The sequence below is a fragment of the Frigoribacterium sp. PvP121 genome, from assembly GCF_017833115.1.
In the GTDB taxonomy this organism is placed as follows: Bacteria; Actinomycetota; Actinomycetes; order Actinomycetales; family Microbacteriaceae; genus Frigoribacterium; species Frigoribacterium endophyticum.
In genome coordinates this window covers 2,896,183-2,915,731 of sequence record NZ_JAFIBR010000001.1, presented here as the reverse complement: position 1 = coordinate 2,915,731, position 19,549 = coordinate 2,896,183, and the positions used below count along the sequence as shown (strand labels likewise).

Annotated in this window: 14 protein-coding genes; 6 read left to right on the top strand and 8 right to left on the bottom strand. The window is 73.7% G+C overall.

Annotation, left to right across the window (positions count from 1 at the left end; translation table 11 throughout):
- Positions 1–88 precede the first annotated feature (88 nt).
- Both clpX and JOE43_RS13555 read left to right on the top strand, forming a co-directional pair.
- Positions 89–1,369, top strand: coding sequence for an ATP-dependent Clp protease ATP-binding subunit ClpX (gene clpX / locus JOE43_RS13560; RefSeq protein WP_209518434.1), 1,281 nt, complete (start codon positions 89–91; stop codon positions 1,367–1,369).
- Positions 1,370–1,554: 185 nt separating this feature from the next.
- Positions 1,555–3,093 (top strand): right-handed parallel beta-helix repeat-containing protein, encoded by a 1,539-nt coding sequence (locus JOE43_RS13555; protein ID WP_209518432.1) that lies wholly within the window; start codon positions 1,555–1,557, stop codon positions 3,091–3,093.
- A gap of 73 nt (positions 3,094–3,166) precedes the next feature.
- On the opposite strand, the gene JOE43_RS13550 is transcribed toward JOE43_RS13555, so the two are convergent.
- Positions 3,167–5,212 (bottom strand): M3 family metallopeptidase, encoded by a 2,046-nt coding sequence (locus JOE43_RS13550; RefSeq protein WP_209518430.1) that lies wholly within the window; start codon positions 5,210–5,212, stop codon positions 3,167–3,169.
- 95 nt (positions 5,213–5,307) lie between these two features.
- Between JOE43_RS13550 and JOE43_RS13545 the strand changes: the two genes are divergently transcribed.
- On the top strand, positions 5,308–6,126 hold the full coding sequence (locus JOE43_RS13545; protein WP_209518428.1) for a methyltransferase domain-containing protein: 819 nt from the start codon (positions 5,308–5,310) through the stop codon (positions 6,124–6,126).
- Between the two features lie 30 nt (positions 6,127–6,156).
- Here JOE43_RS13545 and JOE43_RS13540 read toward each other — a convergent pair whose 3' ends face one another.
- Together JOE43_RS13540 and valS are read right to left on the bottom strand one after the other, a co-directional pair.
- Positions 6,157–6,417, bottom strand: coding sequence for a hypothetical protein (locus JOE43_RS13540; RefSeq protein ID WP_209518426.1), 261 nt, complete (start codon positions 6,415–6,417; stop codon positions 6,157–6,159).
- Entirely contained in the window at positions 6,417–9,023 is a 2,607-nt protein-coding gene (gene valS / locus JOE43_RS13535; protein ID WP_245187157.1) for a valine--tRNA ligase, read from the bottom strand. Before valS ends, JOE43_RS13540 begins: the two co-directional genes overlap by 1 nt.
- 222 nt (positions 9,024–9,245) lie before the next feature.
- On the opposite strand from valS, the gene proP reads away from it, so the two are divergent.
- Positions 9,246–10,826, top strand: coding sequence for a glycine betaine/L-proline transporter ProP (gene proP, locus JOE43_RS13530; protein ID WP_209518424.1), 1,581 nt, complete (start codon positions 9,246–9,248; stop codon positions 10,824–10,826).
- Positions 10,827–10,900: 74 nt separating this feature from the next.
- Here proP and JOE43_RS13525 read toward each other — a convergent pair whose 3' ends face one another.
- The 4 genes from JOE43_RS13525 to JOE43_RS13510 all read right to left on the bottom strand — a co-directional run bounded on the left by JOE43_RS13525 (position 10,901) and on the right by JOE43_RS13510 (position 16,155).
- Positions 10,901–12,595, bottom strand: a complete 1,695-nt coding sequence (locus JOE43_RS13525) for an ABC transporter ATP-binding protein (protein WP_307803380.1) — start codon at positions 12,593–12,595, stop codon at positions 10,901–10,903.
- The gene (locus JOE43_RS13520) at positions 12,592–13,383 is read right to left on the bottom strand and encodes an ABC transporter permease (protein ID WP_307803379.1); all 792 of its coding nucleotides are present in this window, start codon (positions 13,381–13,383) and stop codon (positions 12,592–12,594) included. The genes JOE43_RS13525 and JOE43_RS13520 overlap by 4 nt, the downstream gene beginning before the upstream one ends.
- A gap of 119 nt (positions 13,384–13,502) precedes the next feature.
- On the bottom strand, positions 13,503–14,405 hold the full coding sequence (locus JOE43_RS13515) for an ABC transporter permease (RefSeq protein WP_307803378.1): 903 nt from the start codon (positions 14,403–14,405) through the stop codon (positions 13,503–13,505).
- Positions 14,406–14,514: 109 nt separating this feature from the next.
- Entirely contained in the window at positions 14,515–16,155 is a 1,641-nt protein-coding gene (locus JOE43_RS13510; RefSeq protein ID WP_209518418.1) for an ABC transporter substrate-binding protein, read from the bottom strand.
- A gap of 96 nt (positions 16,156–16,251) precedes the next feature.
- Between JOE43_RS13510 and JOE43_RS13505 the strand changes: the two genes are divergently transcribed.
- Complete coding sequence (locus JOE43_RS13505; RefSeq protein WP_209518416.1) at positions 16,252–16,899, top strand: TetR/AcrR family transcriptional regulator; 648 nt, start codon at positions 16,252–16,254, stop codon at positions 16,897–16,899.
- Positions 16,900–16,919: 20 nt separating this feature from the next.
- Here the strand turns inward: JOE43_RS13505 and JOE43_RS13500 are convergent, their stop codons facing one another.
- Positions 16,920–17,435, bottom strand: a complete 516-nt coding sequence (locus tag JOE43_RS13500) for a GtrA family protein (RefSeq protein WP_208380754.1) — start codon at positions 17,433–17,435, stop codon at positions 16,920–16,922.
- Between the two features lie 248 nt (positions 17,436–17,683).
- On the opposite strand from JOE43_RS13500, the gene JOE43_RS13495 reads away from it, so the two are divergent.
- A complete protein-coding gene (locus JOE43_RS13495) occupies positions 17,684–19,276 on the top strand; it encodes a hypothetical protein (RefSeq protein WP_209518414.1) in 1,593 nt (530 codons plus the stop codon).
- Positions 19,277–19,549 lie beyond the last annotated feature (273 nt).

The following is a 19,549-nucleotide window of genomic DNA, read 5'->3' as shown; positions in this document are numbered from 1 at the left end:
TGCGGGTGCGGGAGTGTCGGACGATCGGGTTAGGCTCGGGGGACGACGGCCGACAGGGGTCGACGACCAGCTGACAGGGAGGCCGGGCATGGCACGGATCGGTGAGAGCGCAGATCTGCTCAAGTGCTCCTTCTGCGGCAAGAGCCAGAAGCAGGTGCAGCAGCTCATCGCGGGCCCCGGGGTCTACATCTGCGACGAGTGCGTCGAGCTGTGCAACGAGATCATCGAGGAGCGCCTGGCCGAGGCCGGTGAAGAGCCCACGAGCGAGTTCGACCTGCCCAAGCCCCGAGAGATCTACTCGTTCCTCGAGGAGTACGTCATCGGGCAGGACGCCGCGAAGCGTGCCCTCTCGGTGGCCGTCTACAACCACTACAAGCGCATCCGTGCCGCGTCGACGCTGACGGCGGCCGAGTCGCTGGCCGACGAGGTCGAGATCTCGAAGTCGAACATCCTGCTGATCGGCCCGACCGGCTGCGGCAAGACGTACCTCGCCCAGACCCTCGCCAAGCGCCTCAACGTCCCGTTCGCCGTCGCCGACGCGACGGCCCTGACCGAGGCGGGCTACGTCGGCGAGGACGTCGAGAACATCCTCCTCAAGCTCATCCAGGCGGCGGACTACGACGTCAAGCGTGCCGAGACCGGCATCATCTACATCGACGAGATCGACAAGATCGCCCGCAAGGCCGAGAACCCGTCGATCACCCGCGACGTGTCGGGCGAGGGCGTCCAGCAGGCCCTGCTGAAGATCCTCGAGGGCACCGTCGCGTCCGTCCCGCCGCAGGGCGGCCGCAAGCACCCGCACCAGGAGTTCATCCAGGTCGACACGACCAACGTCCTCTTCATCGTCGCCGGTGCGTTCGCCGGCCTGGAGGACATCATCAGCAACCGGGCCGGCAAGCGCGGCATCGGCTTCGGGGCGCCCCTCCACAGCAAGGAAGACGAGGCGGCCCTGTTCAGCGAGGTCCTCCCTGAAGACCTGCACAAGTTCGGCCTGATCCCCGAGTTCATCGGCCGCCTCCCGGTGGTGACGACGGTCACGCAGCTCGACCAGGCCGCCCTGATGCAGATCCTCACCGAGCCGAAGAACGCCCTCGTGCGCCAGTACCAGCGCATGTTCGAGATCGACGGCGTCGAGCTGGAGTTCGACACCGCGGCCCTCGAGGCGATCGCCGATCTGGCCGTCCTCCGCCAGACCGGAGCCCGCGGGCTCCGTGCCATCCTGGAGGAAGTGCTCGGGCCGATCATGTTCGACGTGCCCTCCGACGACACGGTCGGCAAGGTCGTCGTCACCCGCGCCTCCGTCATGGAGAACGCGGCGCCGACCATCGTTCCGCGTCTCGTCGAGCAGCGCACGGAGAAGTCCGCCTAGGGCCCAGCCCTCGACGCCGACCGCCCCGCGCGGCGGCGGCACCCGCAGAGCCCGACCGATCAGGTCGGGCTCTGCGTCGTGTTGCCCCCTTCGGGGCACTTCCGCCGCGGCGACGGTGAGTGTTAGCGTGGATCGTGCATGAAAGCGTGAGTGATGTAAGAGTCGACGATGTGCGGCGTGGTCATGTGGTCACCCCCGACACGGCAGCCGACGACATGTCGGGGCCGTCGGCCGAGCCGGGCGGCGAGCCGGGGGAAGAACTGAACGGTGCCGACCCCGCAGGCCGGCTCGGCCGGCGGGCGATGCTCGCCGCCGCGCTCGGCACGCTCGGAGCCGGGGTGCTGGCGGGCAGCGCGCTCGGTCGCGGCGACGCGGCCCACGCGGCGGGGGAGCCGACCGCTCCGGCGACCGGGGCTGCCGGGGCGACCGGCACCGCGACTCCCGGGGCCTCGTCGGGGGTGCGTCGGTCGTCAGCGTCGGCGACGCTCGCGGCCGCGATCGCGGGCACCGAGGCCCACGGCACCCTCGTCGTCGACCGGTCCGAGACGACGGCCGTGCCCGTCGTCGTGGACCGCCCGATGACCCTGCTCTTCGAGGCCGGCGTGGAGCTGCGCACCACGCGGGACGTCAGCGCCCTCGTCGTGCGGGCCGACGACGTCACGCTGCGGGGGGCCACCGTCGTCGGGTCCGGCTCCGCGACGAGCGGCAAGGCCCGGGGGGTCGAGGTCGTCGCGACGGTCGGGGCTCCCGTGCGACGGCTGCGCGTGTCGGGCTGCTCGATCTCGCGCTTCTCGTACGGCGCCGTGTACCTCGAGCACGTGCGCGACTTCTCGGTCGACGGCAACGTGCTCACCGACCTCGCGTACGCGGGCGTGATGCTGTTCTCCTGCCTCGACGGCACGGTGCGGGGCAACGAGGTCACGGGGGTGCACCAGTCGGGGTCGTTCCCGAACTCGTACGGCATCGCCGTGAACCGGTACTGGAACCAGTCGATCGACGTCGCACCGCGCTCCGAGCGGATCACGGTGGCCGACAACGTCGTCTCCGACGTGCCCCTCTGGGAGGGCATCGACACGCACGGCGGGCGCGAGATCACGGTGGTCGGCAACCGCCTGACCGGCTGCGCGGTCGGGATCGCGATCGTGCCCTGCAAGAGCCCCGACGGCGCCACCACCTACGCCCCGCTCGACTGCGTGGTCGCGTCGAACACCGTCGACGCGGGCGCCCTCGCCGTGCCGCGCAACGGCATCGTCTTCAAGGGCGCCGGGTTCGGCTCGGGCGCCGCCGTCGAGGAGGGCACGGGGGCGATCCTCGACAACACGGTCACGGGCTACGGCGGCGACACGCTCGACGCGGCGATCTGCGTCTACTTCACGTCGGGGCTCGTCGTCGCCCGCTCGGTGCTGAACGGCTCGATCGCCCGCGCGGTCAACGTCTACACGGCCAACCACGACCTGACCGTCGTCGACACCCTCGTCACGGGGCTGACGAGCCGCACCACGCAGCGGCCGAGCGTGATCGACGTCCGCCACCACGACAACTCCGCGCTCATCGTCCGCACCCGGTACGTGTCGACGCCCGGCAGCCGTGCCGACGCCGTGGGGCTGTACGCCGCGGTCGGCGGGAGCACGCTCGACCTCGTCGACAACGACTGGTCGGCGACGGCGCGTGCCGTCTACTGCAGCGTCGAGAACACGCTGGCGCGACTGCACGACGGGGCCTGATGCGCTGAGGTGCGTGCTCCGGGTGGGCTCCTGCCCGGGCGGGCGGGCAGGCCGGCGAGCAGGCAGCCGGGCGTCAGGCCAGGCCGCGGCGCTGCAGCAGGGGCTCGACCCGCGCGTCGCGGCCGCGGAAGTCGCGGTAGGCCTCGAGCGGGTCGCGCGAGCCGCCGACCCCGAGCAGCCGCGCCCGGAACCGGTCGCCGCAGGCCCGGCTCAGCCCGCCGTTCTCCTCGAACCACTCCACCGTGTCGGCGTCGAGCACCTCGCTCCAGATGTACGAGTAGTAGCCGGCGTCGTAGCCGCCCGAGAAGGTGTGGGCGAAGTACGTGCTCGAGTAGCGCGGGGGCACCGGCGCGAGGTCCAGGCCCGCCGCGGCCAGCGCCTCCCGCTCGAAGGCCTCGACGTCGGAGACGGCGGCGGCCTCCTCGGCGGTGAGCCTGTGCCAGGCCTGGTCGAGCAGGGCACTCGCGAGGTACTCGCTCGTCGCGAAGCCCTCGTTGAAGGCCCGCGACGCGACGAGCCGGTCGACGAGCTCCTGCGGCATGCGCTCGCCCGTGACGTGGTGCACGGCGTAGTTCTCGAGCACCTCGGGCCAGAGCATCCACATCTCGTTGACCTGGCTCGGGAACTCGACGAAGTCGCGGAAGACGTTCGTGCCCGAGAACGTCGGGTACGTCACGCGGGCGAGCAGGCCGTGCAGGGCGTGCCCGAACTCGTGGAAGAGCGTGGTGACCTCGTCGAGGGTGAGCAGCGTCGGCGAGCCCGCCGCCGGCTTCGGCACGTTGAGGTTGTTCACGACGACCGGCGGCAGCCCGAGCAGCGCCGACTGCGAGACGAGCGGGTTCATCCACGCCCCGCCCCGCTTGGAGTCGCGGGTGTACAGGTCGAGGACGTACAGGCCCACGGGCCGGCCGCCGCCCTCGGTGACCTCGAAGACCCGCGCGTCGGGGTGCGGGCCGACCAGCTCGGGGCGCTCCGCGAACTCGAGGCCGTAGAGCTGCGACGCCGCGAAGAAGACGCCGTCGTGCAGCACGCGCTCGGCCTCGAAGTAGTCGCGCATCGCGGTGGTGTCGACGTCGTAGCGCTCGGCCCGCAGACGGTCGGACCAGAAGGGCCAGTCGGCCGCGGCGACCTCCTGGTCGCCCGCGGCGGCCCGCAGCTCGACGAACTCAGCCCGGGCGTTCGCGGCCGCGGGCGGCGCGAGCCGGCCCAGCAGGTCGGCGACCGCCGACGGGCTGCCGGCCGTCTCGCCGGCGGTGACCCACGACGCGTGGTCGCGGTGGCCCAGCAGCTCGGCCCTCTCGGCCCGGAGCTGCACGATCTCGAGCAGGAGGGCGCGGGTGTCGTGCTCGCCGCCGCGTCGGCCCCGGGCCAGGGAGGCGCGCATCACCCGGTCGCGGAGGTCGCGGTCGGTGAGGTCGGCCAGCCACGGGTGCCCGGTCGGCAGCACGAGGGTGATCACCCAGCGCCCGTCGAGGCCGCGGTCGCGGGCGGCCCCGGCGGCGGCGGAGACCTGGCCGTCGCTGAGCCCGTCGAGCTCGCGGACGTCGTCGACGACCACGGCGAGGTCGTTCGTGTCGGCGAGGAGGTGCTTCTCGAACTGCGTGGTGAGGGTCGACAGGCGGCCGTTGAGGTCGCGCAGGCGCGCTTTCTCGTCGTCGCCGAGGCCCGCTCCCGCCCGCTCGAACGACCGCAGCGTGCGGCGCACGAGGTACCGCTGCTCGTCGTCGAGGCCGGCCACGTCACCGTCGCCGCGCTCGACCGCGTCGGCCACGGCCCGAACGCGGGCGTACAGGCGCGGGTCGAGACGGATCGCGTCGTCGTGGGCCGCCAGCTGCGGCGCGAGCTCGAGCTCGAGGGCGTCGGTGGTGGCGTTCGAGTCGCTCGAGGCCCGGTCGAAGAAGACGTGCCCCACGCGGGTCAGCACGGCCCCGCCGCGCTCCAGCGCCTCGATCGTGTTCTCGAAGGTCGCGGGGGCCGGGTCGGCGGCGATCGCCTCGACCTCGGCGCGGTGCTCGGCGAGGCCCGCCTCGAAGGCGGGCGCGAAGTCGTCGTCGGTGATGACGGCGTAGGGCGGCAGCGAGTACGGCAACGGGCTCGGCTCGAGGAACGGGTTCGTCATGCGCCCACCCTACGAGCGCGCCGCCCGCCGGGGCGGGCGGGCCGCGGGGCGTCACGGGGGAGAGCAGCCCCGAGGAGGCGCGCTACAGTCCCCGCATGAGCTCACGCCCCGGTGCCCCCGCCACGTACACCCACGGCCACCACGAGAGCGTGCTGCGGAGCCACGCGTGGCGCACCGTGGCCAACAGCGCCGCCTACCTCGAGGCCGAGCTCGTGCCGGGCCGCCGGGTGCTCGACGTGGGGTCGGGCCCCGGGACGATCACGGTCGACATCGCGGAGCGCGTCGCGCCGGGCCGCGTGGTCGGCGTCGACGCGGCCGAGGTCGTCGTCGAGCAGGCCAGGGCGCTCGCCGCGGAGCGGGGCCTCACCACCGTCGAGTTCGTCGTCGCCGACCTCTTCGCGCTGCCCTTCGACGACGACTCGTTCGACGTCGTGCACGCGCACCAGGTGCTGCAGCACGTCGGCGACCCCGTCGCGGCCCTCCGCGAGATGCGCCGGGTGACCGTGCCCGGGGGAGTGGTCGCGGCCCGCGAGGTCGACTACCACGGCACGGTCTGGGCGCCGGCGTCGGAGGGCCTCGACCGCTGGATGGACGTCTACCAGCAGGTGCACCGCGGCAACGGCGGCGAGCCCGACGCGGGGCGGGCGCTGCGCGGCTGGGCGCTCGAGGCGGGCTTCACGGACGTCGCGTGCACCGCCTCCTCGTGGTGCTTCTCGACCGACGACGAGCGCACCTGGTGGGGCGACAGCTGGGCGGCGCGGGCGACGGAGTCGGCCTTCGCGGCCGACGCCGTCGCGCGGGGCGTCGCGACCGCCGCCGAGCTCGAGGCGATCGCCGACGCCTGGCGGGCCTGGCGGGACGCCCCGGACGGCGTGCTCATGATGCCGCACGGCGAGATGGTCGCTCGCGCCTGACGCGCGCCCCGGCCCTCGGCCGGTCGTGGCTCAGGCCTCGGGGTCGTCGCCCTCGGCGTCGGCCTCGTGGATGCGGGCCTCTCCCGTGACGGCGTCGACGCGGATGGTCGTGCCGTCGTCGAGCTCGACCACCGGGCGGTGCTCGAGGTAGGTCAGGGTCCAGCGCCAGGTCGAGGCGTCCACGCCCTGCTCGGCGAGCTCACGCTCGATCTGCGCGACCGCCCCGACGACCGGGGCGGGGAGGGCGGCCGGCGCCGCGCCTCCCACGCTCCACCGCGTGCCGAGCTGCATCAGGCGCCCGCCGCCGGGGCCGGGGCCTCGGGCAGCTCGCCGAGCTCGATCGCGGCGACGGACAGCGCCTCGCCCTCGACGAACTCGAGCGACTGGATCTTGCCGACCGCCGCGAGGTCGGAGGCCGCCCCGCGGAGCACGGCGAGCTGGGCGGCCGGGGCCGCGATCGTCGCCGAGACCACGGGGGTCTTCTGCGAGGCCTTCGCGTCCGACTTGGCACGGCGCACGCCGATCAGGGCCTCGCCGACGAGCGCGAGCAGGCCCGAAGGCTGCCCGACCTCGCCGAGCTCGGCCGCCGTGGGCCACGAGGCGCGGTGCACCGAGCCGTCGTGGGTCCACGACCAGACCTCCTCGGTGGCGAACGGGAGGTACGGGGCGAGCAGGCGCAGCAGGCCGTCGATCGTGGTCTGCAGGGCGAGCACGGCCGAGGCCTGCTCGGCCGGCGTCGTCGCGCCGTACGCGCGCTCCTTGACGAGCTCGAGGTAGTCGTCGCAGAAGGTCCAGAAGAACTTCTCCGTGATCTCGAGCGCGCGGGCGTGGTCGTAGCCCTCCAGCGCGTCCGTCGCGGCGCCGATCACCGTGGCGAACTCGGCGAGCAGGTCGCGGTCGAGCGGCTCCGTGACGCGGTGCTCACCCGAGGGCAGCTCGAACGAGTAGACGAACTTCGCCGCGTTGAGCACCTTGATGGCCAGGCGACGACCGATCTTGATCTGCTTCGGGTTCTGCGGGTCGAAGGCGGCGTCGGTGCCGAGGCGGCTGGAGGCCGCCCAGTAGCGGACCGCGTCGGAGCCGTGGTCGTCGAGCATGGCCGCCGGGGTGACGACGTTGCCCTTCGACTTCGACATCTTCTTGCGGTCGGGGTCGACGATGAAGCCCGAGATGGAGGCGTTCGTCCACGGCACCGTGCCGTGCTCGAGCTGTGAGCGGAGGGCGGTGGAGAACAGCCAGGTGCGGATGATGTCCTGGCCCTGGGGGCGGAGCGAGTACGGGAAGACGAGGTCGAAGAGCTCCGGGTCGGTCTCCCAGCCGCCGGCGAGCTGCGGGGTGAGCGACGAGGTGGCCCAGGTGTCCATCACGTCGAGCTCGCCCTGGAACCCGCCGGGCACGCCGCGCTGCGACTCGTCGTAGCCGGGGGCGGCGTCGCTCGACGGGTCGACCGGCAGCGACGACTCGTCGGGCACGATCACGTCGTCGAAGACGGGGTTGCCGTCGGCGTCGAGCGGGTACCAGACGGGCAGGGGCACGCCGAAGAAGCGCTGACGCGAGATGAGCCAGTCGCCGTTGAGGCCGTTGACCCAGTTGTCGTACCGCACGCGCATGAAGTCGGGGTGGAACGAGACCTCGCGGCCCCGCTCGAGCAGCGACTGCTGCAGCTGCTCGTCACGGGCGCCGTTGACGATGTACCACTGGCGGGTCGAGACGATCTCGAGGGGCTTGTCGCCCTTCTCGAAGAACTTGACGGGGTGCGTGATCTTCCGGATCTCGCCGACGAGCTCGCCCGAGGCCGTCAGCTGCTCGACCACCGACTGCTTGGCGCTGAACACCGTCTTGCCGGCCAGCTCGGCGTAGGCCGCCCGGCCCGCCTCCGACTCGATCGCGGCCGGCGCCTCGCTGACGAAGCGGCCGTCGAAGCCGATCACCGCGCGGTTCGGCAGCTGCAGCTCACGCCACCACACGACGTCGTTCGTGTCGCCGAAGGTGCAGACCATCGCGATGCCCGAGCCCTTGTCGGGCTGCGCGAGGTGGTGCGCCACCACGGGCACCTCGACGTCGAAGAGGGGGGAGCGCACGGTCGTGCCGAAGAGGGCCTGGTAGCGCTCGTCGTCGGGGTGCGCCACGAGGGCGACGCAGGCGGGCAGCAGCTCGGGGCGCGTCGTGTCGATGAGCACGTCGCCCTCGCCGTCGGTGCGGTGGAAGGCGAGCTTGTGGTACGCGCCCGGCATCTCCTTGTCCTCCAGCTCGGCCTGGGCGACGGCGGTGCGGAAGGTGACGTCCCACAGGGTGGGCGCGTCGGCCTGGTAGGCCTCGCCCCGGGCGAGGTTGCGCAGGAACGCCTTCTGCGCCATGGCCTGCGAGCGGTCGTCGATGGTGCGGTAGCTCTGGGTCCAGTCGACCGAGAGGCCGAGCGTGCGCCAGACGTCCTCGAACTGCTTCTCGTCCTCGACCGTGAGGCGCTCGCAGAGCTCGACGAAGTTGCGGCGCGAGATCGGCACCTGGTCGGCGGCCTTCGACGACTTGCCGTCGCCGCCCTCGAAGGGCGGCGTGAAGTCGGCGTCGTAGGGCAGCGACGGGTCGCAGCGCACGCCGTAGAAGTTCTGCACGCGGCGCTCGGTCGGCAGACCGTTGTCGTCCCAGCCCATGGGGTAGAAGACGCTCTTGCCGCGCATGCGCTCGAAGCGCGCCTTGACGTCGGTGTGGGTGTAGCTGAAGACGTGGCCGATGTGCAGGCTGCCCGACGCGGTCGGCGGGGGCGTGTCGATCGAGAACACGGAGTCGCGGGTCGCCTCGGTGCGTGAGAACCGGTACGTGCCGTCGGTCTCCCAGACCTGGCCCCAGCGGGACTCGAGGCCCTCGAGGGCGGGCTTGTCGGGCATCGGTGACGTCATGGGCTGACTCCGGTTCTGTGGGCGGCGCCGTGTCGGTGGAGAGACGCCTGGATGTGGACCCCGCCAGTGTACGCGGGCCGACACGACGGCCAGGGAAACGTGCGGTCAGCGCAGGGTTGCAGACAGCGCACTGGCGGACCCGGCGCAGCGCTGCTAGGTTTCCTGGGTTTTTGCCCGACACCGCGGTCGCGCTCCGTCCCCCGATCCGGAGGTACTCGCAGCATGTCAGCCAGGAAGAACGCCCCGACGCCCCGTCGTCGAGAACTCACCACCGACGACGTCACCGTCGTCGAGGAGTCGATGCTCAAGCGCGCCGTCAGCGCGGCCGCGCTCGGCAACGCCATGGAGTGGTTCGACTTCGGCGTCTACGCGTACATCACCACCACGATCGCCCAGGTCTTCTTCCCGCCCGGGAACGACGCCCTCAACATCCTGTTCACCTTCGGCACCTTCACGGCCGCCTTCGTCGTCCGGCCCATCGGCGGCGCCTTCTTCGGCCCGCTCGGCGACCGCATCGGTCGGCAGAAGGTGCTCGCCATGACGATGATCCTCATGGCCGCGGGCACGCTCGCGATCGGCCTGATCCCCTCGTACGCGACCATCGGCGTGTGGGCCCCGGTCCTGCTGCTGCTGGCGCGACTCCTGCAGGGCTTCTCGACCGGAGGCGAGTACGGCGGCGCCGCGACCTTCATCGCCGAGTACTCGCCCGACAAGCGACGCGGCTTCATGGGCTCGTGGCTCGAGTTCGGCACCCTGGGCGGCTACGTGCTGGGCGCCTCCCTCGTGACCGCCCTGCAGCTCGGCCTGAGCGAGGAGGCGCTGCTCGGCTGGGGCTGGCGGATCCCGTTCATCGTCGCGGGCCCGCTCGGCCTGATCGGCCTGTACCTGCGGCTCAAGCTGGAGGAGACCCCGGCCTTCCAGAAGCAGCAGGCCGAGGCGTCCGAGCGCGAGCACCAGAAGACGCCGCTCCTGGCACTGTTCCGCGAGAACTGGCGCGCCCTGCTCGTCTGCGTCGGCCTCGTGCTCGTCTTCAACGTCACCGACTACATGCTGCTGTCGTACATGCCGACCTACCTGTCGAACACCCTCGGGCGCGACGCGACCAGCGGGCTGCTGTTCATCATCGTGGTGATGGTGCTGATGATGCTCGTCATCACCTTCGGCGGGCGGCTCAGCGACCGCTTCGGCCGGCGCCCCGTGCTCTTCGCGGGCTGCATCGGCTTCCTGGTGCTGTCGTTCCCGGCGCTCCGCATGGTGCAGAGCGACAACGGCGTGCTGTCGTTCGCAGGCCTGCTCGTGCTGGGCCTCGTGCTCGTCACGTTCACGTCGACCATGCCGTCGACGCTGCCCGCGCTCTTCCCGACGATCATCCGCTACGGCGCCCTCGCGATCGCCTTCAACGTGTCGGTGTCGCTGTTCGGCGGCACGACGCCGCTCGCGACCGAGGCGCTCGTCGTCTGGGCCGAGGGCCGCGGCTTCGGCTGGGCCCACGACATCCCCGCCTTCTACCTGATGGCGGCCGCCGTGATCGGCCTCGTCGCCGTGTGGTTCACCAAGGAGACCGCGAACGAGCCGCTGCTCGGCTCGGGGCCGACCGTGGCGACCGAGGCCGAGGCCCACGAGCTGATCGAGGCGTACCGCGACGAGACCAGCGACGTGGCGCAGTCGGACTGGGGCCTCGCGTTCGCGGACTCCGGGCCCATCGCGGTGATCCGCCCGGAGGGCCAGCGCGGCGAGGGCGACGGCACGGGCGAGGGCGAGCTCGGCGGGCGGCCCGCCGCCGCGGAGCCGACGCGCTCGTAGGCGACGGGCTCCGGGCGACCGCGCGGCCGCGATCGCGGCCGCGGGGCTCAGGGCCGCGATCGCGGCCGCGCGGCTCAGGGCCGCGCGGCCAGCAGCGCCCGCGTGTACGGGTGCTGCGGCGCGGCGAACAGCGGGGCCGTGGGGCCGTGCTCGACGACCCGGCCGTGCTGCATCACCGCGACGTGGTCGCTCATGTGGGCGACCACGTCGAGGTCGTGCGAGATGAACAGGTACGCGAGCCCCTCCTCGCGCTGGAGCTCGTCGAGCAGGTCGAGCACCTGCGCCTGCACCGAGACGTCGAGGGCCGACACCGGTTCGTCGCAGACGACGACGCGGGGCCGGGGGGCCAGGGCACGGGCGACGGCGACCCGCTGGCGCTGGCCGCCGGAGAGCGTGCCGGGGCGCCGCTCGGCGACGTCGACGGCGAGGCCCACGCGGTCGAGCAGCCCCTCGACCTCGGTCGACACCCGCGCCGGCCGCGTGACGCGCCCGCTCGTGACGGCGTCGGCGAGCAGCTGACCGACCGTCCACCGGGGGTCGAACGAGCTCGACGGGTCCTGGTAGACGGCGCCGAGCAGGGCCCGCCGCCCCCGGCGCTCCCGCTCGCGCAGCGGTGCCCACGGCTCGCCGAGCAGCGTCACCGCGCCGTCATCGGGGTCGTCGAGGCCCAGCAGGAGGCGCGCGGTCGTGGTCTTGCCGCTGCCGGACGCGCCCACCAGGCCGAGCGTCTCGCCGGCGCGCAGCTCGAACGAGACGTCGTCCACGGCGACGCGGGGCGCGCTGCCCCGCACCGGGAACGCCCGGCGCAGCCCGTTCGCGGCGAGCACCACCTCCGGCGTCGGCCCGGCACTGCGCCTCGATGAACCGCGTTCCGATCCATGAACCGCGCTGGAACGCGGTTCATCGTTCGGAACGCGGTTCTCGGCGGAGGGCACAGGCGCGGGAGGCGCCGAGCGGTCAGGCGCGGAGGGCGCGGGCGACAGCCGGGCACCGCGGGCCACGCCGCGCGGCAGCGCCGCGATCAGCAGCCGGGTGTAGTCGTGCCGCGGGTCGCCGAGAACCTGCTCGGTCGGCCCCGTCTCGACGACGACGCCGGCGCGCATCACCACGACCCGGTCGGCGAGCCGACGCACGACGCCGAGGTCGTGGCTGATCGCGAGCACCGCGGTGCCCGCGTCGCGGAGCGCCGCCAGGCGGTCGACGACCAGTTTCTGCACCTCGGCGTCCAGGGCGGTGGTCGGCTCGTCGGCGACGACGAGCTCGGGGCGCAGCACGAGGGCCGCGGCGATCAGGGCCCGCTGACGCAGCCCGCCCGACAGTTCTCCCGATCGCTGGCCGAGCCGCGCCTCCGGCTCCGGCATGCCCACCTCGACCAGGGCCTCCAGGGCCCTCTCCCGGCGTCGGCGGGGGCTGAGGTCCGTGTGGAGGCGCAGGGCGTCGTCGATCTCGCGGCCGATCGGTCTCAGCGGGTCGAGCGACACGAGCGCGTCCTGCAGCACGAGCCCGATGCGGGGCCCCCGGACGGCGCGCCAACCGCGCTCGCCGAGGGCCGCGAGGTCGGTGTCGCCGAGGCGGAGGCCGCGGGCCGAGACCCGGCCGCCGCTCAGGCCGAGCAGCGACCGTGCGGTGACGCTCTTGCCTGACCCCGACTCGCCCACGATCGCGACGCACTCGCCGGTCGACACCGAGAACGAGACGTCGTCGACGACCGGCCGCCCGCCGAAGGCGACGGAGAGCCCGTCGACCTCGAGCAGCGCCGGGCCGCTCACGAGGTGCCCCCGCGTCGAGCGAGACCGCGGCCGACGATGGTCGACGCCGCCGCCGTGACGACGACCGCGAGGCCGGGGAAGACCGTCATCCACCAGGCGACCTGCACGTAGGTGCGGCCGGCCGAGAGCATCGCGCCCCACTCGGGCGCGGGCGGGGGCGAGCCCAGGCCGAGGTAGCTCAGCGACGAGGCCCAGACCACGGCCTGGCCGAGGCCGAGCGTCGCCAGCACGACCACGGGCGCCAGGGCGTTCGGCAGCACGTGCCGCAGCAGCACCGTCGACGGCCGGCGACCGAGCACCACGGCGGCCTCGACCATGGCCGACCGCCGCACGCGGCGCACCTGGGTGCGCACGATGCGCGCGTAGCCGGGCGCCGTGGCGAGGCCGACGGCGAGGGTCGCCGGCACGGCGCCGGGGCCGGTGAAGGCGATCACGACCAGCGCGAGCAGGAGGCCCGGGAGGGCGAAGAGCACCTCGAGCAGGCGGCTGACGCCCGCGTCGGCCGCGCGCCCGGGCCAGCGCCCGTCGCCGAAGCCGGCGGCGACGCCCAGCAGCACGCCGAGGCCGGTGCCGATCAGGGTCGCCACGGCGCCGATCGTGAGCGACGCCCCGGCGCCGTGGACGATGCGCGTCCAGATGCCCCGGCCCGACTCGTCGGTGCCGAGGGGGTGCGCCAGCGACGGCGCGCCGAAGGCGTCCGCCGGGGAGACCGCGAGGGGGTCGCCGGGGGCGAGGACCCCGGGCGCGACCGCGGCGACGACGAGCACCGCGAGGACGAGGGCGGCCACGGCCTCGACCGGCCGCACGCGCCTCCGGGGGCTCCGGCGGCCAGGGCCCGACCGCGGCGGCGCAGGCGGAGCAGACGGCCCCGACGACCCCGACGCCCCCGGCAGCACGGGCAGCGCCGTCACGAGGCCCGCTCCCGCGGGTCGACCACGCGCTCGGCGAGGTCGCCGAGCGCGACGACCACGACGTACGCGAGCGCGGAGGCGAGGGCGACGCCGGTCACGAGCGGCACGTCGCGGAGCGTCACCGCCCCGAGCAGGGTGCGCCCGAGGCCCGGCCGGGCGAAGACCGACTCGACGACGACGGCCCCGCTGAGCAGCGAGCCGAAGGCCCAGCCCGACAGGGCGAGCCCCGGCAGCGCGGCGTGCCGCAGCAGGTGCCGGCGGAAGAGCCCCGAGGTCGACTCGCCCCGGGCCCGCGCCGTGACCGCGAAGGGCGCGGAGGCCGCGTCGAGCAGGGAGTCGCGGGTCACCTGCCCGAGGAACCCCGCCACCGGGATCGCCAGGGTCACCACCGGCAGCACGAGGCCGACGGGCGTGCCCGTGCTGACCGGCGGCAGCAGGCCGAGCTGCGTGCTGAAGACGAGGACGAGCACGCTCGCCAGCCAGAAGTGCGGCACCGCGGCCGCGACGACCTCGAGCGCCGACGAGACGGCGGAGGCCGCCCGCCCGCCGAGGGTCGCCCACCAGGCCGTGCCGAGGGCGATCAGCCAGGCGACGACGAGCGACGCGAGCGCGAGGGCGAGCGTGCCGGGCAGCTGGTCGAGCAGCAGCCCGGCCACGTCGGCCCGGAGCGACCACGACGTGCCGAGGTCGCCGGCGACGAGGCGCCCCAGCTGCTGGAGGTACTGCACGACGAGGGGCTGGTCGAGCCCGTACTGCTCCCGCACCAGGGCGAGGGCCTCGGCCGACGCCTGCGAGCCCGGCCCGCCGAGGATCGCCTCGGCCGGGTCGCCCGGCACGAGCCGCACCGCGAAGAAGATGAGGGTCGCCACGGCCCAGAGCACCAGCACCGCGCCGGCCACCCGGCCGACGACCCACCGCAGGGCCCGCTCGGCCGACCCGCGACTCCTGCCTGCCCGGCGGTCGGGTCGGCCGCGTCGGGGCGCCGCCGGGGCGAGCAGCGAGCCGGCCTCAGTCGGTGACGGAGGCGTCATACAGGGTGACCGCCTGCACCGGGGGCAGGGCGCGGACGCCGGTGACCGACGAGCCGACGAGGTAGTGGTTCTGCTGGTCGTAGAGGGGCAGCACGGTGCGGCTCTCGAGCACGATCTGCTGGGCCTGCTGGTAGAGGTCGGCGCGCTCGTCGGCGTCGGACGTCTGGGAGGCGCGGGTCAGCAGGTCGTCGAGGGCCGGGTCGGAGAGCTGGGCGTGGTTGGCGAAGTAGCCGCTCGGCGCCGGGGTGATGCCCGACGTGTCGAACAGGATGCGCAGCACGTCGGGGCCGACCTTCGTGTAGGGCGCGCTGACGAGGTCGTAGTCGTCGGTCGCGAGGGCGCCGTACCAGCTGGAGAGGTCGAGGGGCTGCAGCACGACCTCGAACCCGAGCGACTTGGCCCCGGCCTGGATCTGCTCGAAGAGCGACTGCTCGGCCGGGATCGACTGGTTGGTGCTGACGGGGAAGGTCAGCGACAGGCGCGTGCCGTCCTTGGTGCGGTAGCCCTCGCTGTCACGGGCCGACCAGCCGGCGTCGTCGAGCAGGTCGCCGGCGGCGTCGGCGTCGACCTCGAACAGCGACGGGTCGGAGAAGGCGAGCGGCTCGACGCTCGACAGCGGGCTGTACGAGCGCTCGGCGGTGCCGAAGAAGAGCGAGTCGATCGCGTCGTCGACGTCGACGCCCGTGATGAACGCCTCGCGCACCCGCTCGTCGTCGAAGGGGGCCTTGCCCGAGTTCAGCTCGAGACGGTTGGAGGCGCCGGGCCGCGGGGCGTCGATCTCGCTGATCGCCTCGTCCTTCTCCGCCGCGACGAGGGTGTCGGGCTGGGCGTTGTCGATCACGTCGACCTGGCCGGCCTGGAGGGCCGCGTAGCGCGCCGCGGAGTCGGGGATGAAGCGCCAGACGACGCTCTCGAGGTGGGCGGGGCCGGTGTGGTCGGCGTCGGCGGGCGGCGACGAGTAGTCGTCGTTGCGCGACAGCTCGACCTGCTCCTGCTTCGTCCACGAGTCGACCACGAAGGGGCCGGTGCCGACGGGCGACTCGCAGTTGACCTCCTGGGGGCGCTGGAGCGCCTCGGGCGACTCCATCGCGAGCCACGGCTGCGTGAGCGACTCGAGCAGGGCGCTGTCGGGCGTGCTCAGGTCGATGCGGGCCGTGAGGTCGTCGACGGCCTCGACGCCGGTCACCTTCGCGAGGGCGAGGTATCCCGTCGACGACAGCGTCGACGGGTCCTGCACGTGGGCGACGTTCGCGGCGACCGCGGCGGCGTCGAAGGGGGTGCCGTCGGTGAACGTCACGTCGGGCTTCAGCGTGAAGGTCCAGCTCAGGCCGTCGCTCGCCTCCGTCCACGACTCGGCGAGCCAGGGCACGATCTCGCCGTCGGCGTCCTTCGACACGAGCGACTCGGCGTACTGGGTCGAGATGAGGGCCTGCGGGTAGTTGCCCCCGACGTGCGGGTCGAGGCAGGTGGGCTCGGCGTCGCCGGTGGCGTAGGTGAGCGTGCCGCCCTCGACCGGCGTCGCGGAGTCGCCGGCGTCGTCGGCCCCGGCGGTGCACCCGGCCAGCGCGAGGGCGCCGACGGTCGCGAGGGCGAGCAGGGGGAGGGGGCGCGTGCGCATGGTGCTCCGGTGGATCACGAGGTGGCCGGGGGAGGGGCGTCATTGTTGTACTCAGTACAAACTCGCCGTCATCGAGTGTACCGGCATGATGGGGCCATGTCCGACGACGCCCTCCGCCGCCCCGACGGCGCCCCCGCGCGGCCCCTCGGGAGGCCTCGTCGCTCGTCGGCCGAGATGCTCGCCGACGCCGCGGCCGAGCTCTTCCTCGAGGCCGGCTGGTCGGGCACGACCGTCGACCAGATCGCGCGGCGGGCCGGGGTCAGCCGGGGCACGTTCTTCAACTGGTTCGACGCGAAGTCCGACCTCTTCTGGGTCGACCTCGACGCGAGCACGGCCGGTCTCGGAGACCTGCTCCGCGCCTCCTCGGGGCTCTCTCCGGTGCGGGCCGTGACGGCCGCGCTGGTGGCCGTGGCGCGGGAGCACCCGGCCGACCGGGTGCCGTGGGCGCTGACCCAGGCCGACGCGATGGGACTCGGCGACGAGGTGGTGGCGTCGGCGGCGGTCCGGGGCGTCCGGCTGCGGGCGGTCGTGGCGGCGTACCTGGCGGAGGCGGCGGGGCGGCCGCGGGGCGACCTCGACGTCGAGGTGGCCGCGTCGGCGCTGCTCGCGGCGGCGGCCACCTCGGTCGTGACGTGGGCGGGCTCCGGCGTCGGGCGGCCGGCCCTCGGCGAGGTCGTGGAGCGGGCGCTCGGCCCCGTCGCGGACGGCCTGGACGACCGTCTGCCGCCGACCGGCGGTGCCTGACCGGCTGCCGGTCGAGCGACCTAGCGGGCGGGGGTCGGGGTGGACGCCGTGGAGGGCGATGTCGGCGACAGGACGTCGTCGAGCTCGGCGCGCTTCGGGAAGACGAACTTGTTCATGGCCCAGTAGCGGAAGACCATCGCGATCATCGTGCCGATCACGGGCCCGCTGACGAAGTCGGCGATCTCCTGGTGGGCGCGCGTGACGTTCGGCACCTCGAGGTCGAAGCCGTAGCGCGACAGGTACAGGGGGGCGGAGTTGAGGCCGATGCCGATGACGCTGACGATCACGAACAGCAGCAGCTCGTACGCCGTGTGACGGTCGCCGCGGTCGTCGAACGACCACTTCTTGTTCAGCACGTACGAGACGATCGTCGCGACGATCGTGCCCACCGCGAGCGCGGTGACCGGGTGCTGGGGGATCACGAAGAGCTTGAGGCCGTAGTTGATCACCATCGTGATCACGAAGCCGACGCCGCCGACCACCAGGAAGCGGAGGACGGAGGGGTTGGCCTTCACGAGCCGGATCAACGAGCGCACGCTGAGACGTTACCTCCGCTACCTTGCCGCTGACCGTGGACCCGGGCGCGTCATCCTCCAGGACGAGGAGGGCACCTCGGGAGGATGGGCCCGGGCGGACGGACGGATGAACTGGTGAGTTCTGCTCAGCCGAGCGGCGAGCGAACGGATAGGTTCGGGGGACCGCCGCTCGGGGAGCTGCGGAGGCAGCGTCCGGGGGTGAGTCGGGGGGCGGTGCCGTCACGCCCGGCTCACAGGACAGGACCACCATGAACAAGCCCTGGGAGGCGCTCCTCGCGACCTCCGCCGTCGTCTCCCTCGCCCTCGGGGGCGTCGTCGTCGCCTCGGCCTCCGCCTCGGCGGCGGACCTGCCGGTCAGCAGCGCCACGGAGGCGCCGGTCGACCTGACCGCGCCCGGGGAGGCCACCGCGCCCGTCGGCGACGTGCCGGTCGAACCCGCCGTGCCGGCCGAGCCCGCCGTGCCGACCGACGACCCCGCGGTCGTGCCTGAGCCGGCCGCGCCCGCCGCGCCGGTCGACGAGCCCGCGGTGGCGCCCGCGCCCGACGCCGGCGACGACGCCCCGACCGCCGACGCCGTCGAGCCCGAGGCGGCCGCAGACGACGTCGTCGCCGCGGCCCTCGCGCCGGCCCCGGCCGCGCCGGCCCTCGACGGCGGCGTCATCGGCCTCGCCGAGGTCACCGCCGCCCAGGGGGCCACGGAGACCGACGTTCCCCTCACCTTCACCGGGACGGGCCTGCCGGGTGCCCTCGTCAGCGTCGACTTCGAGCTGACCGAGGACGTCCAGGGCGCCGTCGACCCGGACACGTCGGTGGTCGTGGGCGCGGACGGTCGTTGGTCGGTGTCCGTCCGACTGGCGCCGGGCACGTCGATCTACACCGCGACCCAGCACACGATCGACGCCGACGGGGTCGCGACGAGCGAGGAGTCCGCGCCCTCCGCCGAGAGGACGATCGTCGTCATCGCCCAGGTCCTCCCACAGTGGGGCGTCGTCGACCAGGAGGCCGACGAGACGTGGGTCGCCGACCTCGTGTCCGACCGGGGCGTCGAGTACGCCCAGGTCACCGTCTCCGGCACCACGGGCACCCTCTACCGTGCCGAGATCAGGCTCGTCAGCGCCGACCGCTCGACGACCTACGAGGTCGTGCGCCCTGACGAGTACGCCGACGGGAAGTGGTCGCACACGTTCGCCGTCAGGCCCGGCCAGTACCGCATCGGCGTGCGCCAGGTCAGCGACGAGCCCGGCACGTTCCCGCGCTACAACTCGGGCCTGAACTACTCGCCCGTCACCACCGTGCTGCCGTCGAGCGCCGTCGTCAGGACCGCTCCGGTCGTCACGAGCCCGGGCGCCGGTGCGGCCCTCGTCGTGCCCGCCGGCCGTGACGGCGCGCCCGTCACGCTGGCGGGGACGGGGCAGCCAGGGTACGAGGTCGTCGCGTACGCCGAGCCCCGCGACGAGGACGGGACCTACGCCTACTTCGACGGAGCGGGCGACGGTCCGCTCCTCGTCGGAGCCGACGGCCGCTGGTCGGCCGCGGAGCAGGAGCTGCCGGCCGGGGTCTACGACGTGACCGTGTACCAGTACGACCCGAGCCTGCAGAACCCCAGAGCGTCCGAGTTCACCACGCTGACCGTCGAGGTCCGTGCCGCGGCCGCCGTCACCCCCGCGGGCACGACCGTGCGGCCGACGGCCGGCGGCTCGCTCGCCTACACCGGCTCCGACGACGCCTCGCAGGCGCTCGTCGGCGGCGGCCTGGCCGTCGTCCTGGGCGCCCTCGGCCTCGTCGTGGCTCGCGTGCGTCGTCGTGCCGTCGCGGAGTCCGACGTGACGACGCGGTCGTAGCGACAGCAGCAGCATCCGGGAGGCGGTGGTCGCCTCCGGGCCGGACGGGCACGTGCCCCTCCTGCCCGGGCGACCACCGCCTCCGTCGTCGTGCCCGGGGGCGACCGCCGGGCGGCGGATCGCCCCTCTCCGCCACGGCCTCATCCTCGAGGCTGAGGAGAGATCATCTCCAGGTCGCGTCATGATCGCGGATCTGCGGACAGCGCCGCCCGGGCGACCGGACCGGTGCGTACGGTGGGCCCCAGGCGGTCCTCTGAGCGGCTGCCTCGCGGG

Coding starts and splice junctions, on each gene's coding strand:
- clpX (WP_209518434.1), top strand. CDS start 89: ATGGCACGGATCGGTGAGAGCGCAGATCTGCTCAAGTGCTCCTTCTGC.
- JOE43_RS13550 (WP_209518430.1), bottom strand. CDS start 5,212: ATGACGAACCCGTTCCTCGAGCCGAGCCCGTTGCCGTACTCGCTGCCG.
- JOE43_RS13545 (WP_209518428.1), top strand. CDS start 5,308: ATGAGCTCACGCCCCGGTGCCCCCGCCACGTACACCCACGGCCACCAC.
- JOE43_RS13540 (WP_209518426.1), bottom strand. CDS start 6,417: ATGCAGCTCGGCACGCGGTGGAGCGTGGGAGGCGCGGCGCCGGCCGCC.
- valS (WP_245187157.1), bottom strand. CDS start 9,023: ATGACGTCACCGATGCCCGACAAGCCCGCCCTCGAGGGCCTCGAGTCC.
- proP (WP_209518424.1), top strand. CDS start 9,246: ATGTCAGCCAGGAAGAACGCCCCGACGCCCCGTCGTCGAGAACTCACC.
- JOE43_RS13510 (WP_209518418.1), bottom strand. CDS start 16,155: ATGCGCACGCGCCCCCTCCCCCTGCTCGCCCTCGCGACCGTCGGCGCC.
- JOE43_RS13505 (WP_209518416.1), top strand. CDS start 16,252: ATGTCCGACGACGCCCTCCGCCGCCCCGACGGCGCCCCCGCGCGGCCC.
- JOE43_RS13495 (WP_209518414.1), top strand. CDS start 17,684: ATGAACAAGCCCTGGGAGGCGCTCCTCGCGACCTCCGCCGTCGTCTCC.